The following is a 14,160-nucleotide window of genomic DNA, read 5'->3' on the forward strand; positions in this document are numbered from 1 at the left end:
GATCAGAACAAACGGCGCACACCCGAAGCTCCACCCTAGCCCTGCGTAAGGACTAGTAAGCCGTTGCATCTCTTACCTGTGGAAGATTAAATTGACCCCATGACACAGGCCCACGCGACCCCCAAGGCCGTCCGCCGGCAACACGACCGCGAGATCATCTCGCTCGCCGTCCCGGCCTTCGGCGCACTCGTCGCCGAGCCTCTGTTCCTCATGGTCGACAGCGCCATCGTCGGCCACCTCGGCACCCCCCAGCTCGCCGGCCTGGCCGTCGCGGCCGCCCTGCTGACCACCGCCGTGAGCGTCTTCGTCTTCCTCGCGTATGCCACCACCGCCGCCGTCGCCCGCCGCGTGGGAGCCGGAGACCTCCCCGCAGCCATCCGCCAAGGAATGGACGGCATCTGGCTCGCCCTCCTGCTGGGCGTCGCCGTCATCGCCGTCACCCTGCCCACCGCTCCCTGGCTCATCGGCCTCTTCGGCGCCTCCGACACCGCCACCCCCTACGCGATCACCTATCTGCGGATCTCCAGCCTCGGTATCCCGGCGATGCTGGTGGTTCTCGCCGCCACCGGCGTGCTGCGCGGACTCCAGGACACCCGCACCCCGCTCTATGTCGCCATCGCGGGCTTCGCCGCCAACGCGGCACTCAACGTGGGCCTGGTCTACGGCGCGGGCCTCGGCATCGCGGGTTCCGCCTGGGGCACGGTCATCGCCCAGTGCGGCATGGCGGCCGCCTATCTCGTGGTGGTCGTCCGCGGCGCCCGACGGCACCAGGCCTCCCTCCGGCCCGACTCCGCCGGGATACGCGCCAGCGCCCAGGCCGGCGTCCCGCTCCTGGTCCGTACGCTTTCGCTGCGCGCGGTCCTGATGATCGCCACAGCCGTCGCGGCCCGCCTGGGCGACACAGATGTCGCCGCCCACCAGATCATCCTGTCGCTCTGGAGCCTGATGGCCTTCGCCCTCGATGCCATCGCCATAGCCGGGCAAGCCATCATCGGGCGCTATCTCGGAGCCGACGACGCCGAAAGTGCCCGACAGGTCTGCCGTCGGATGGTGCAGTGGGGCATCCTGTCCGGCGTGGCGCTCGGGGCGCTGATCGTGCTGGCCCGCCCGCTCTTCATCCCGCTCTTCACCAGCGACACCAGCGTGCAGGACACCCTGCTGCCCGCCCTGCTCGTCGTGGCGCTCTCCCAGCCGATCGCCGGTGTGGTGTTCGTCCTGGACGGCGTTCTCATGGGCGCGGGCGACGGCCCGTACCTGGCGTGGGCGATGCTGCTCACGCTCGCCGTCTTCGCCCCGGTGGCCCTGCTGGTCCCCGCGCTCGGCGGCGGACTGACCGCCCTGTGGTGGGCGATGACCTTGATGATGACCGTCCGGATGGCCACCCTCTGGGCACGGACCCGCTCGGGGAACTGGATCGTCACCGGCGCCACCCGCTGATCCATCCATGGGTGTTTCACGTGAAACATCCCCACCGCGACAGACACGACAGAAGGGCCGCACCCAGGGGTGCGGCCCTTCTGTTCTGCTCAGAGCAGCGCTTACGCGGCGACGACCTCGACGCCGAGCTTCGCGGCAACGTCGGGGTGCAGACGCACGGACACCTGGTGCGAGCCCAGGGTCTTGATCGGCGAACCGAGCTCAACGCGGCGCTTGTCGACCTCCGGGCCACCCGCCGACTTGATCGCCGTGGCGATGTCGGCCGGGGTCACGGAGCCGAAGAGACGGCCGGCGTCGCCGGAGCGAACAGCCAGACGGACCTTCGTGCCCTCGAGCTGAGCCTTGATCTCGTTGGCCTGCTCGATGGTCGCGATCTCGTGGATCTTGCGGGCGCGGCGGATCTGCGCCACGTCCTTCTCGCCACCCTTGGTCCAGCGGATCGCGAAACCGCGCGGGACCAGGTAGTTGCGAGCGTAACCGTCCTTGACGTCGACAACGTCGCCGGCGGCACCGAGGCCAGAGACCTCGTGGGTGAGGATGATCTTCATTTTTTGGTCACCCTTCCCTTAGCGCGCGGTGGACGTGTAGGGCAGCAGCGCCATCTCACGGCTGTTCTTGACGGCCGTGGCGACGTCACGCTGGTGCTGCGTGCAGTTGCCGGTCACGCGGCGGGCACGGATCTTGCCGCGGTCGGAAATGAACTTCCGCAGCATGTTCGTGTCCTTGTAGTCCACGTACGCGGTCTTGTCCTTGCAGAATGCGCAGACCTTCTTCTTAGGCTTGCGCACAGGCGGCTTCGCCATGGTGTATCTCCTGTGTGATCAAGAAGTGGGGGTACGAGCTGCCCCTCGGGCCCGAAGGCTTAGAAGGGAGGCTCGTCCGAGTAGCCGCCGCCGGAGCTTCCGCCCCAGTTGCCCCCGCCGCTCTGCTGGCCGCCACCGGCCGGCGCGCTGGTCGCCCACGGGTCGTCGGCGGGTGCACCGCCGCCGCCCTGCTGGCCACCGCCGGAGTTTCCACCCCAGCTACCGCCGCCGCCCTGCTGGCCGCCACCACCGTAGCCACCCTGGCCACCGCGACCGGTGGTCTTGGTGACCTTGGCCGTGGCGTTCTTGAGGCTGGGGCCGACTTCCTCGACGTCCAGCTCGAAGACCGTGCGCTTGACGCCCTCGCGGTCCTCGTAGGACCGCTGCTTCAGCCGGCCCTGCACGACAACGCGCATGCCTCGCTGGAGCGACTCGGCGACGTTCTCCGCCGCCTGACGCCAGACCGAGCAGGTGAGGAAGAGGCTTTCGCCGTCCTTCCACTCATTGGTCTGACGGTCGAAGGTGCGGGGGGTGGACGCGACACGGAACTTCGCGACCGCCGCACCGGACGGGGTGAAGCGCAGCTCGGGGTCGTCGACGAGATTGCCGACGACCGTGATGACGGTCTCGCCTGCCATTGGATGAACCTCTCGGCGGGATTGCTTCTGGCTGCTTGCTGCTACTCGAACCCGATGACCTCTGAGCTAGACGCTCAGTGGGTCTCGGGACGGAGGACCTTGGTCCGGAGGACCGACTCGTTCAGGTTCATCTGGCGGTCGAGCTCCTTGACGACCGCAGGCTCGGCCTGCAGGTCGATGACCGAGTAGATGCCCTCGGGCTTCTTCTTGATCTCGTAAGCGAGACGACGACGGCCCCAGGTGTCGACCTTCTCAACCTTTCCGTTGCCCTCACGGACGACGGAGAGGAAGTTCTCGATCAGCGGGGAGACAGCGCGCTCCTCGAGATCGGGGTCGAGGATGACCATCACCTCGTAGTGACGCATGTGGAACCCACCTCCTTTGGACTCAGCGGCCACGGTCGTTCCGTGGCAGGAGGGTCGTGATGCGTGAGCAACGGTATCCGCCGCCACTGACAATCCCCCTCAGCGAGTGAGGGCTGCTGGTCAGGACAAGGGCAGACACCGGTGCAGACCGTACAGAGTACCCGCACAGCGGCTTCCGGTTGAAATCCTGAGGCCAAGGGCCGCAATCTGGACACATCGGGTGCGGGCAGAGCTAGGATGCCCGGCCCGCCGGCTAGGCCTGGAGGTGCCCCATGGCTCATGCAATGCGGTCCCGGTCGTCCGTCTCTCTCTTCGCCACCGACGGCAAGCCCCACCCGCTCCAGGACACCCTGGTGGTGGTCACGCTGGTGCTGGGCGCCGTCGCCTTCATCACGGCGATGTTCCACCACCTCCACCTGCTGAGCTCGTGGACAGGACTGATCGGGATCATCACCGGTGCGTACGGGCAGTACATCTCGGAGACGACGCGCGAGCGCTTCCCCCTGATCGTCGGTCTGGGCGCGTCGGCGGTGGGCTTCTTCCTCGGCATGGCCCATGGCGGACTCTTCGGCGGCGTCCTCGGTTAGCGCAGACGGGGCGGATCCTCGGAGGCCGGCCCCGGCGCCGTACGCGGCCAGCCGGGGCGCTCCCCGGTCACAGTAGGCTTCGGCGCGAGAGCCGGAGCCCCTGTACCCATGGGGACACACCTGCCGAGGAGCGCCCCGCATGAGCCTGACCCTGAGGACCATCAGCCGTGAGCAGCATCTGGCATACATCCAGAGCCTGCCCTCGGCGAGCCATTGCCAGGTCCCGGCGTGGGCAGACGTGAAGACGGAGTGGCGCTCGGAGAACCTGGGCTGGTTCGACAAGAACGGTGAGCTGGTCGGCGCCGGTCTGGTCCTCTACCGGCAGCTGCCCAAGATCAAGCGCTATCTGGCCTATCTGCCCGAGGGCCCGGTGATCAACTGGTACGCCCCCAACCTGGAGGACTGGCTGCAGCCGATGCTCGCGCACCTCAAGCAGCAGGGCGCCTTCTCCGTGAAGATGGGCCCGCCGGTCGTCATCCGGCGCTGGGACGCGGGCGCGATCAAGTCGGGCATCCAGGACCCGGACGTGAAGCGGCTGCGGGACGTCGAGGCCACGCACATCGAGCCGCGCGCCTTCGAGGTGGCGGACCGGCTGCGCAAGATGGGCTGGCAGCAGGGTGAGGACGGCGGCGCCGGCTTCGGGGACGTACAGCCCCGCTACGTCTTCCAGGTGCCCCTGGGCAACCGCTCGCTCGACGACGTCCTCAAGGGCTTCAACCAGCTGTGGCGCCGAAACATCAAGAAGGCCGAGAAGGCCGGTGTCGAGGTCGTCCAGGGCGGCTACGAGGACCTCGCCGAGTGGCAGCGGCTCTACGAGATCACCGCGGTCCGTGACCACTTCCGCCCGCGCCCGCTCTCGTACTTCCAGCGCATGTGGACGGTCCTCAACAACGAGGACCCCAACCGCATGCGGCTGTACTTCGCGCGGCACAACGGCGTGAACCTCTCCGCTGCGACGATGCTGGTCGTCGGCGGGCACGTCTGGTACTCCTACGGCGCCTCGGACAACATCGGCCGCGAGGTCCGGCCCTCGAACGCGATGCAGTGGCGGATGCTGCGCGACGCCTACGCGATGGGCGCGACCGTCTACGACCTGCGCGGCATCTCGGACTCGCTCGACGAGTCCGACCACCTCTTTGGCCTCATCCAGTTCAAGGTGGGCACGGGCGGCGAGGCCGTCGAGTACGTCGGTGAATGGGACTTCCCGCTCAACAAGCTGCTGCACAAGGCGCTCGACATCTACATGTCGCGCCGCTGACGGTTCCGTACTCTCGTAGCTCTCGTACATATCTTTGATACACCGCAGCCACCAGAAAGGTTCCGGGCCGGCCATGGCGCTCTCCCTTTACGTCGACACCGCTCGCTGGCGGGCGCACCAGAAGTCCGTGATCGACCAGTTCCCGGGCCTCGTGCCGGTCTGCAAGGGCAACGGCTACGGCTTCGGCCACGAGCGTCTCGCAGACGAGGCGGCCCGGTTCGGCTCGGACATGCTCGCCGTGGGCACCACCTACGAGGCCGCGAAGATCAAGGACATGTTCGGCGGGGACCTGCTGGTCCTCACGCCGTTCCGGCGGGGCGAGGAGCCGGTGCCGCTGCCGGACCGGGTCATCCGCTCGGTCTCCTCGGTCGATGGCGTGCACGCCCTGGTCGGCGCGCGGGTCGTCATCGAATGCATGAGCTCGATGAAGCGTCACGGCATCGGAGAGCACGAACTCGGGCAGTTGCACGCGGCCATCGAGGACGTACGCCTCGAAGGGTTCGCGCTGCACCTGCCGCTGGACCGTACGGACGGGTCGGACGCGGTCGAGGAGGTCATCGGCTGGATGGACCGGCTGCGGGCCGCGCGGCTGCCGCTGCACACGATGTTCGTGAGTCACCTGCGGGCCGAGGAGCAGGCGCGGCTGCAGCAGCAGTTCCCGCAGACCCGCTTCCGCGCCCGTATCGGCACCCGGCTCTGGCTGGGCGACCACGAGGCGACGGAGTACCGCGGCTCGGTCCTCGACGTGACCCGGGTCGCCAAGGGCGACCGCTTCGGCTACCGCCAGCAGAAGGCCGCGTCGGACGGCTGGCTGGTCGTGGTGGCCGGCGGCACGTCCCACGGCGTGGGCCTGGAGGCCCCGAAGGCGCTGCACGGCGTGATGCCGCGTGCCAAGGGCGTGGCCCGGGCCGGCCTGGCGACGGTGAACCGGAACCTTTCGCCGTTCGTCTGGGCGGGCAAGCAGCGCTGGTTCGCCGAGCCGCCGCACATGCAGGTGTCGATCCTCTTCGTCCCCGCGGACGCCCAGGAACCCAAGGTCGGCGACGAGCTGGTGGCCCATCTGCGGCACACCACGACCCAGTTCGACCGGATCGTGGAGCGCTGACCCCTCCCGACCGCCAGCTACTCCCGGACCGCGCCCCACTCCACCCGCGGCCCCTCGACGGCGTGCGCGGCGTGCCGGGGCGGGTGGGCGGCCGGTCCAAGGGCGAAGACGTCCTCGGCCCCGTCCAGCACGCCTCCGGACGGGTCGTCGGCGCCGTCCTGGCGCACCGTGTCCCGCTCCGGCATGAGGATGTCCCGCACGATCAGCGCGCAGATGTAGAGCGTGCCGACCAGGTGCAGGACGATCGCGAACTGGTACCCGTCGGTGGGCAGTCCCTGCTTGTTCCCGCTGGTCGTGAAGGCGAGGTACATCCAGATGCCGAGGAAGTACATGACCTCGCAGGCCTGCCAGATCAGGAAGTCCCGCCAGCGCGGCCGGGCCAGCGCGGCGAGCGGGATCAGCCACAGCACGTACTGCGGTGAATAGACCTTGTTGGTCAGGATGAAAGCGGCCACGACCAGGAACGCGAGCTGAGTGAACCGGGGCCGCCTGGGGGCCATGAGGGCCAGCGCGGCGATCCCGGCACAGGCGAGCAGCATCAGCACGATCGCGTACGTGTTGGCCGTCTCGGGCGCGATCGGCTCACCGGTGCGCTGCGTGATGACCAGCCAGAAGGAGCCGAAGTCCACATTGCGTTCCTGGCTGAACGTGTAGAACTTCTTCCACCCCTCGGGCGCGAGCAGCATCACCGGCACGTTCACCACGAGCCAGGCGCCGGCCGCGCCGAGCACCGCCGTCCCGTACTCCCGCCACCTTCCGGCCCGCCAGCACAGCAGCAGCAGCGGCCCGAGCAGGAGGACCGGGTAGAGCTTGGCGGCGGTCGCGAGCCCGATGAGAATGCCGAAGGCGAGGGCACGGCCGCGCGACCACATCAGCATCGCGGCGGCGGTGAGGGCGACCGCGAGCAGGTCCCAGTTGATGGTGGCGGTCAGCGCGAAGGCGGGCGCGAGCGCCACCAGGAGGCCGTCCCAGGGGCGGTCTCGATGCGTCCGGGCGACGCAGACGGCCATGACGGCGGTGCAGACCATCAGCATGCCCGCGTTGACCAGCCAGTAGATCTGCTCGCGGTGCATCATGTCGGTGCCCCCAGGGGTCAGCCAGGCGGCGACCTCCATGAACAGGCCGGTCAGCACGGGGTACTCGAGGTACTCCATGTCGCCCGAGAGCCGGTCGAAGTACGGGATGAGCCCGTCGGCGAACCCCCGGCCGATGAAGAGATGCGGAATGTCCGAGTAACAGGCGTGCGTGTACTGGGAGCTGGCACCGCGGAACCAGGCCCAGGTGTAACAGGGCAGCTTCTGCACCATGCCGAGCGCAAACATCCCGATCGCCACCAGTGCGACCACGCGTACCGGCGTGAGCGCGCTGCCGCCCGGCCGGGCCCAGCGGCCGAGCGGGCCGCCGATCAGCTCGCTGCCCGCGGCGGCGACCTCGTCCCTCTGGGTGGGGGACACGACCGGACAGTCCTGTTGCGGGCTCGTCTTCTCCAGGCTCGGCATGGGGACATCCTGCCGTACGGCGCCGGAGATACGACCTGGGCCGCCGCTCCCGTGCCCGTACGGAACGTACGGGGCGGGGGCGACGGCCCAGGTCAGCGGGGCGGGTGCGGCGTCAACTCTCCGTTCCGCCGAAGATTCCGCTGCTCGCGCCTTCGTTCTTGCCGGCGTTGCCGTTGCCGGGGCCGCCGGTGTCGGTGCCTCCGGTCGGTGGGCTCGGACTGTCCGACGGCCCGCCGGTGGAGCCGCCGTCGGCGGTCCCGCCGTCCGCGCCGCCGTTGTCGGCGCCGCCCTTGCTGGTTCCGCCGTTGTTGCAGTCCCAGTCCCACACACCGCAGGAGTTACCGGGGCTCGGGCTGGTGGACGCGGACTTCGAGGGAGACGGCGAGGTCGACACCGACGGCGACGGCGAGGTCGACATGGACGGCGTCGGGCTCGGGCTGGAAGCACCGCCACCGAAGACGGCCTCGGCGTTGTCCAGGGACTCCGGCTTGGGGAACTCGATGACCTTCTCGCCCTCGAGCGCGTCGACCATGTAGTCGTGCCAGATCTGGGACGGGAACGACGAGCCGTGGATCTTCGGCTGGTTGCCCGTGCCGAACATCTCCAGGAACTCGCGCTTGGTGTTCTCGGCATTGTCGTCGAAGCGGTACATGTCGATGGCGGTCGACAGCTGCGGCGTATAGCCCACGAACCAGGCGGACTCGTTGCCGTCGGTGGTACCGGTCTTGCCCGCGACGTCCCGGCCGGGGATCGCGGCCTTGCGGCCGGTGCCCCTGGGGTGCTCGACGACGTCCCGCAGCACGTCGGTCACATTGCTCGCGACGGCGGAGGAGAAGGCCTCATCCGCCTTGTCCTCATGCTTGTAGACCTCCTTGCCGCGCTCCTTGACCTTGGTCACGGAGTACGGGTCACGCTGCTTGCCGTTGGCGGCGAAGGTCGCGTACGCGCCGGCCATACGGATGGCGCTCGGGTCGGAGATACCGAGGGAGAACGACGGGACGTCGGACTTGACGAGCGAGGTCTCCAGCAGACCGGCGTCGACGGCGGCCCGGCGGACCTTGTCGATGCCGACGTCCATGCCCAGCTGCACGAACGGGGAGTTCGCGGAGCGGACCATGGCGTAGCGCAGGTCGATGTCCTTGTAGTCCGCGTCGTCGTCGTTGACCTGCAGCCACTCCTTCCCTTCCTCGTTGCGCCAGACCGTGCCGTCGTAGTTCTTGATCTTCAGCTTGTTCTTGCCGCTGTAACGGCTCTTGTCCGGGTCGAGGATGCGACGCTCGCCCTGCGGGTTGCGCACACCGTCGCGCATCGCCGCGGCCAGCACGAACGGCTTGAAGGTCGATCCGACCTGCGCACCGGTCTGGTCGGCGTTGTTGGTGAAGTGCTTGGTGGCGTCGGTGCCGCCGTAGATCGCGACGATCGCTCCGGTCCGCGGGTCCACCGAGGCACCGCCGAACTGGACGTGTGTGTCGGTCTTGGGGCGCTTCACCGGGTCGATGTGCGCGTCGTAGACCTTCTTGACCGCCGTCTCGAGCTTCTTGACCTTGTTCTTGTCGAAGGTCGTGTAGATCTCGAAGCCGCCCTGGGAGAGTTCCCTCTCCCCGATACCCCGGTCGTTGTTGTTGATGAAGTAGGCCTTGGCGAGGCTCACCAGATAACCGGTCTGGCCGCTCAGCTGCGCGCTCTTCTGCGGCTTCTTGGGCATCGGGAACGCCGCGTACTTCGCCCGCTCCTCCGCGGGGAGAAGCTTGTCGTTGACCATCTCGTCGAGGATCCAGCGCCAGCGCTTGGTGGCCCGGTCCAGGTTGTCCGTGGGGTTGGCCTTCGGGTCGATCTCGAGCGCGCCGGCCGGGTCGTAGTACGTGGCGCCCTTGAGCAGCGCGGCGAGGAAGGCGCACTCGCTGGCGTTCAGGTTCTTGGCGTCCTTGCCGTAGTACGTCCGGGCCGCGGCCTGAAGACCGTAGGCGCCACGCCCGTAGTACGCGGTGTTGAGGTAGCCGGCCATGATCTCGGGCTTGTCCAGCTCGTTGCCGACCCGGATGGAGATGAAGAGCTCCTTCACCTTCCGGCTCAGGGTCTGCGACTGGTCGGCGAGCCGGTTGTTCTTCACGTACTGCTGGGTGATCGTCGAGCCACCCTGCGTCTGACCACCCCGGGCCATGTTGAACACGGCGCGGCCGATACCCATCGGGTCGATGCCCGGGTCGGTCCAGAAGGTCTTGTTCTCGGCCGAGACCACCGCGTTCTGCATGGCCTTCGGAATCTGGTCGATCCCGATGATCTGGCGGTTGACCTCACCGCCGGTGGCGGCCATCTGCGTGCCGTCGGCCCAGTAGTAGACGTTGTTCTGCGCCTTGGCGGCCAGATCCTCCTTGGGGATCTCCACCATGGCGTACGCGATCGTCGCCGCGCCCATCAGGCTGCCGCAGAACGCGAGGAACAGGCCGGACGTGAGCTTCCACGACGGCACCCAGCGGCGCCAGCCGTACTTGCCGTATCGCGGATAGTCGATCATCCGCTTCCGGCCGGGCGGCCGCCCGCCACGACCACGACCGGGGCCGCTCTCGTGACCGCCGCCACCCGCACCGGCGCCGCCTCCCTCGGCCGCGCGCCGGCGTCCGCCCCGCTGCGCGGCGCGGCGGGCCTCGGCACGGCCACTGTAGGGGCGCTCCTGACCGTACGGCTCGGAGGGCGATCCTGTACTGACGCCCCGGGCCTGGGATGCCCGGCGGCCTTGCGGCTGCTGGGCTGCGCGCCGGGCCGCGGCACGTCCGCCGCCCTGCGGCTGCGGCGGCTGTTTGCGACGGTGCTCGCTCATCGAACGACTACTCCTCGGGCAGGCGAGTACGCCTGGAAACGGCAGCTGGTTCCGGTCCCCCCGAAATGAATACGGACATGCCCGGCAACGGGCTCATCCGCAGTGCAGCCATGGCACCGAGAGCACTGACGCCCCCTGCCGTCGCATGGTTCCCGGTGGTCTGCATGCCGCACAGACTACGCACGGTCAAAACCCACCTAGCGCTGAAGTTCACCCCAAATCAGGCAACTCGATTACTGCGAATTGACGATGTGACGCCGGTCACGACAGCCCCCCTTGTCGCAGCAGGACCACCGTTCTATCGTCAGGATGTATCGAGTCGATACATCAGAGCGGCATAAGAGTCCTGGACGGCAGAGGAGGCGACGAATGAGCAGGCGCTCCGGGATCCTTGAGTTCGCCGTCCTCGGGCTGCTCCGTGAGGCGCCGATGCACGGCTACGAGCTCCGGAAGCGGCTCAACACCTCGCTGGGGATCTTCCGAGCGTTCAGTTACGGGACCCTCTATCCCTGCCTCAAGACGCTGGTCGCCAACGGCTGGTTGATCGAGGAGCCGGGCAGCGCCCCGGAGGACGCGCTCGCCGCCTCCCTCGCAGGACGCCGCGCCAAGATCGTCTACCGGTTGACGCCGGAAGGTAAGGAGCACTTCGAGGAGCTCCTCACCCACGCCGGGCCGGATGCCTGGGAGGACGAGCACTTCGCGGCCCGTTTCGCCTTCTTCGGGCAGACGGAGCGCGAGGTGCGGATGCGGGTGCTGGAAGGCCGCCGCAGCCGGCTGGAGGAGCGTCTGGAGAAGATGCGCGCCTCTCTGGCCCGTACGCGCGAGCGGCTGGACGACTACACGCTTGAGCTGCAGCGCCACGGAATGGAGTCCGTGGAGCGCGAAGTGCGCTGGCTGAACGAGCTCATCGAGAGCGAGCGGGCGGGCCGGGATCGACGATCCGGGACCGACGCCACCGCTCAGCAGGACAACACATCTGGAGAAACGGGCGGCCTGCCCCGGCACGGGGGCAGTACCCGGCCGGATCCGTCCGACGACACCACCAAGTGAGGCTCTGCGACCTGCAGGGCTTCGTCGAGATCACACAGGGAGCAACCGGAATGGGTTCGGTTCGCGTAGCCATCGTCGGCGTAGGCAACTGCGCCGCCTCGCTGGTGCAGGGCGTCGAGTACTACAAGGACGCCGACCCGGCGACCAAGGTGCCGGGTCTGATGCACGTCCAGTTCGGCGACTACCACGTCGGCGACGTCGAGTTCGTGGCTGCCTTCGACGTGGACGCTAAGAAGGTCGGCCTCGACCTCGCGGACGCCATCGGCGCCAGCGAGAACAACACCATCAAGATCTGCGACGTGCCGTCGACGGGCGTGAAGGTCCTGCGCGGCCACACCCTCGACGGTCTGGGCAAGTACTACCAGCAGACCATCGAGGAGTCCGCCGAGGCCCCGGTCGACGTCGTCCAGGTCCTCAAGGACAAGCAGGTCGACGTTCTCATCTGCTACCTGCCGGTCGGCTCCGAGGACGCCGCGAAGTTCTACGCGCAGTGCGCCATCGACGCCAAGGTCGCCTTCGTCAACGCGCTCCCGGTCTTCATCGCCGGCACCAAGGAGTGGGCGGACAAGTTCACCGAGGCGGGCGTCCCGATCGTCGGTGACGACATCAAGTCGCAGGTCGGCGCCACCATCACGCACCGCGTCATGGCGAAGCTCTTCGAGGACCGCGGTGTCCGCCTGGAGCGCACCATGCAGCTGAACGTCGGCGGCAACATGGACTTCAAGAACATGCTCGAGCGCGAGCGCCTGGAGTCCAAGAAGATCTCCAAGACGCAGGCCGTCACCTCCCAGATCCCCGACCGCGACCTGGGCGAGAAGAACGTTCACATCGGCCCGTCGGACTACGTGGCCTGGCTGGACGACCGCAAGTGGGCGTACGTGCGCCTCGAGGGCCGCGCCTTCGGTGACGTCCCGCTGAACCTGGAGTACAAGCTCGAGGTCTGGGACTCCCCGAACTCCGCGGGTGTCATCATCGACGCCCTGCGCGCCGCGAAGATCGCCAAGGACCGGGGCATCGGTGGCCCGATCCTCTCCGCCTCCTCGTACTTCATGAAGTCCCCGCCGGTGCAGTACTTCGACGACGAGGCCTTCGAGAACGTCGAGAAGTTCATCAAGGGCGAGGTCGAGCGCTAAGCCAGAACTCGGCACGGCACGGGCGTCGCCCGCGCTTCCCCGCTCTTCCTCGGAGAGTCCCCGGACAATGTGTCCGGGGACTCTCCGCATATGTGACGCTTGCCCACATGCCTGTCGTACGTGATCTGCGCGTACTCCTGCGCCTGAAGAACTTCCGCCGCCTGCTCGCCGTACGGCTGCTCTCCCAATGCGCCGACGGCGTCTACCAGGTCGCGCTCGCCACGTACGTCGTCTTCGCCCCGGAGAAGGAGACCTCCCCCGCCGCGATCGCCTCCGCGATGGCCATTCTCCTGCTGCCCTACTCGCTGATCGGTCCCTTCGCCGGCGTCCTGCTCGACCGCTGGCAGCGACGGCAGGTCTTCCTCTACGGCAATCTGCTCCGCGCCCTGCTCGCCACCGGCACGGCGGTACTGATCCTCGTCCCGGTGCCCGACTGGCTCTTCTACGCCTCGGCGCTCTCCGTCACCGCCGTCAACCGCTTCGTCCTCGCCGGACTGTCGGCAGCCCTTCCCCGCGTCGTCGACGAGGACCGGCTGGTGATGGCGAACTCGCTGTCGCCCACGGCGGGCACACTCGCCGCGACCGCCGGCGGTGGGCTGGCCTTCGCGGTACGGCTTGCCGCCGACGACTCTGATGCCGCCGTGGTCCTGCTGGGCGCCCTGCTCTACCTCTGCGCCGCGCTCGCCTCCCTCCGGATGGCACGTGAGCTGCTCGGCCCCGACCCGGAGCTGGTGCAGCCCCAGCTGATGGCGGCGCTTGCCTCCACCGCGCGCGGGCTCATGGCAGGCCTTCGTCATCTGATGGAGCGGCGGCCCGCCGCGCAGGCGCTGACCGCGATGACGCTCATGCGCTTCTGCTACGGGGCGCTGCTGGTGACGGTGCTCATGCTTTGCCGGCACTCCTGGGCCTCGACCGAGAAGGAGGGCCTCGCCCTGCTCGGACTGGCCGTCGCCGTGTCGGGTGCCGGGTTCTTCGCGGCCGCGGTTGTCTCCCCGTGGGCCGTGGGACGGCTCGGGCCCTTCGGCTGGATGATCCTGTGCGCCGCCGCTGCCGCCGTACTGGAACCGAGCCTGGGTCTGCCCTTCGCGCCCACCCCGATGCTGATCGCCGCCTTCGTCCTCGGGCTCACCACCCAGGGCATGAAGATCGCGACCGACACCGTGGTGCAGACCTCGGTCGACGACGCCTACCGAGGCCGGGTCTTCTCGCTGTACGACGTGCTGTTCAACGTGGCCTTCGTCGGCGCTGCTGGAGTCGCGGCCCTGATGCTGCCGTCGGACGGCAGGTCGATCACCCTGGTCACCATGGTGGCCGTTCTCTATGCGGCGGTCGCGTTCCTGCTGTACCGCTGGACACGGCGGAGGCCGTCGGCCCGGTCCGGCGCCTGATACGCCGAGGGGCGATGTTTCACGTGAAACATCGCCCCTCGTTCATCGGCGGCCGGTCATGTTTCACGTGAAACATGAC

General features: G+C 68.3%; 13 protein-coding genes. 7 read left to right on the plus strand and 6 right to left on the minus strand.

Going from position 1 to position 14,160, the window contains the following annotated elements:
- Window positions 1–99 precede the first annotated feature (99 nt).
- Window positions 100–1,437 (plus strand): MATE family efflux transporter, encoded by a 1,338-nt coding sequence (locus ACZ7LT_RS15325; RefSeq protein WP_471236520.1) that lies wholly within the window; start codon window positions 100–102, stop codon window positions 1,435–1,437.
- A gap of 101 nt (window positions 1,438–1,538) precedes the next feature.
- Here ACZ7LT_RS15325 and rplI read toward each other — a convergent pair whose 3' ends face one another.
- The 4 genes from rplI to rpsF all read right to left on the minus strand — a co-directional run bounded on the left by rplI (window position 1,539) and on the right by rpsF (window position 3,243).
- The gene (rplI, locus tag ACZ7LT_RS15330) at window positions 1,539–1,985 is read right to left on the minus strand and encodes a 50S ribosomal protein L9 (protein ID WP_471236521.1); all 447 of its coding nucleotides are present in this window, start codon (window positions 1,983–1,985) and stop codon (window positions 1,539–1,541) included.
- A gap of 18 nt (window positions 1,986–2,003) precedes the next feature.
- Window positions 2,004–2,240 (minus strand): 30S ribosomal protein S18, encoded by a 237-nt coding sequence (gene rpsR, locus ACZ7LT_RS15335; RefSeq protein ID WP_005315025.1) that lies wholly within the window; start codon window positions 2,238–2,240, stop codon window positions 2,004–2,006.
- Between the two features lie 59 nt (window positions 2,241–2,299).
- Window positions 2,300–2,878, minus strand: a complete 579-nt coding sequence (locus ACZ7LT_RS15340; protein ID WP_471236522.1) for a single-stranded DNA-binding protein — start codon at window positions 2,876–2,878, stop codon at window positions 2,300–2,302.
- A 74-nt stretch (window positions 2,879–2,952) separates the two neighbouring features.
- Complete coding sequence (gene rpsF / locus ACZ7LT_RS15345) at window positions 2,953–3,243, minus strand: 30S ribosomal protein S6 (protein WP_004950685.1); 291 nt, start codon at window positions 3,241–3,243, stop codon at window positions 2,953–2,955.
- Between the two features lie 272 nt (window positions 3,244–3,515).
- Here rpsF and ACZ7LT_RS15350 point away from each other — a divergent pair, with 272 nt between their 5' ends.
- From ACZ7LT_RS15350 to ACZ7LT_RS15360, 3 genes are all read left to right on the plus strand, one after another.
- The gene (locus ACZ7LT_RS15350) at window positions 3,516–3,830 is read left to right on the plus strand and encodes a hypothetical protein (RefSeq protein ID WP_471236523.1); all 315 of its coding nucleotides are present in this window, start codon (window positions 3,516–3,518) and stop codon (window positions 3,828–3,830) included.
- Between the two features lie 139 nt (window positions 3,831–3,969).
- A complete protein-coding gene (locus ACZ7LT_RS15355; RefSeq protein WP_471236524.1) occupies window positions 3,970–5,088 on the plus strand; it encodes a lipid II:glycine glycyltransferase FemX in 1,119 nt (372 codons plus the stop codon).
- Window positions 5,089–5,161: 73 nt separating this feature from the next.
- Window positions 5,162–6,193, plus strand: coding sequence for an alanine racemase (locus tag ACZ7LT_RS15360; protein WP_471236525.1), 1,032 nt, complete (start codon window positions 5,162–5,164; stop codon window positions 6,191–6,193).
- Between the two features lie 17 nt (window positions 6,194–6,210).
- Here ACZ7LT_RS15360 and ACZ7LT_RS15365 read toward each other — a convergent pair whose 3' ends face one another.
- Together ACZ7LT_RS15365 and ACZ7LT_RS15370 are read right to left on the minus strand one after the other, a co-directional pair.
- On the minus strand, window positions 6,211–7,692 hold the full coding sequence (locus tag ACZ7LT_RS15365) for a glycosyltransferase family 87 protein (RefSeq protein ID WP_471236526.1): 1,482 nt from the start codon (window positions 7,690–7,692) through the stop codon (window positions 6,211–6,213).
- Window positions 7,693–7,804: 112 nt separating this feature from the next.
- The gene (locus tag ACZ7LT_RS15370) at window positions 7,805–10,510 is read right to left on the minus strand and encodes a transglycosylase domain-containing protein (protein WP_471236527.1); all 2,706 of its coding nucleotides are present in this window, start codon (window positions 10,508–10,510) and stop codon (window positions 7,805–7,807) included.
- A 369-nt stretch (window positions 10,511–10,879) separates the two neighbouring features.
- Here ACZ7LT_RS15370 and ACZ7LT_RS15375 point away from each other — a divergent pair, with 369 nt between their 5' ends.
- From ACZ7LT_RS15375 to ACZ7LT_RS15385, 3 genes are all read left to right on the plus strand, one after another.
- Window positions 10,880–11,560, plus strand: coding sequence for a PadR family transcriptional regulator (locus tag ACZ7LT_RS15375; protein WP_471236529.1), 681 nt, complete (start codon window positions 10,880–10,882; stop codon window positions 11,558–11,560).
- Between the two features lie 50 nt (window positions 11,561–11,610).
- Window positions 11,611–12,693, plus strand: a complete 1,083-nt coding sequence (locus ACZ7LT_RS15380) for an inositol-3-phosphate synthase (protein ID WP_471236530.1) — start codon at window positions 11,611–11,613, stop codon at window positions 12,691–12,693.
- Between the two features lie 107 nt (window positions 12,694–12,800).
- Window positions 12,801–14,081, plus strand: a complete 1,281-nt coding sequence (locus ACZ7LT_RS15385) for an MFS transporter (RefSeq protein WP_471236531.1) — start codon at window positions 12,801–12,803, stop codon at window positions 14,079–14,081.
- Window positions 14,082–14,160: the final 79 nt, after the last annotated feature.

It is taken from the genome of Streptomyces sp. NPDC039465 (assembly GCF_055639315.1).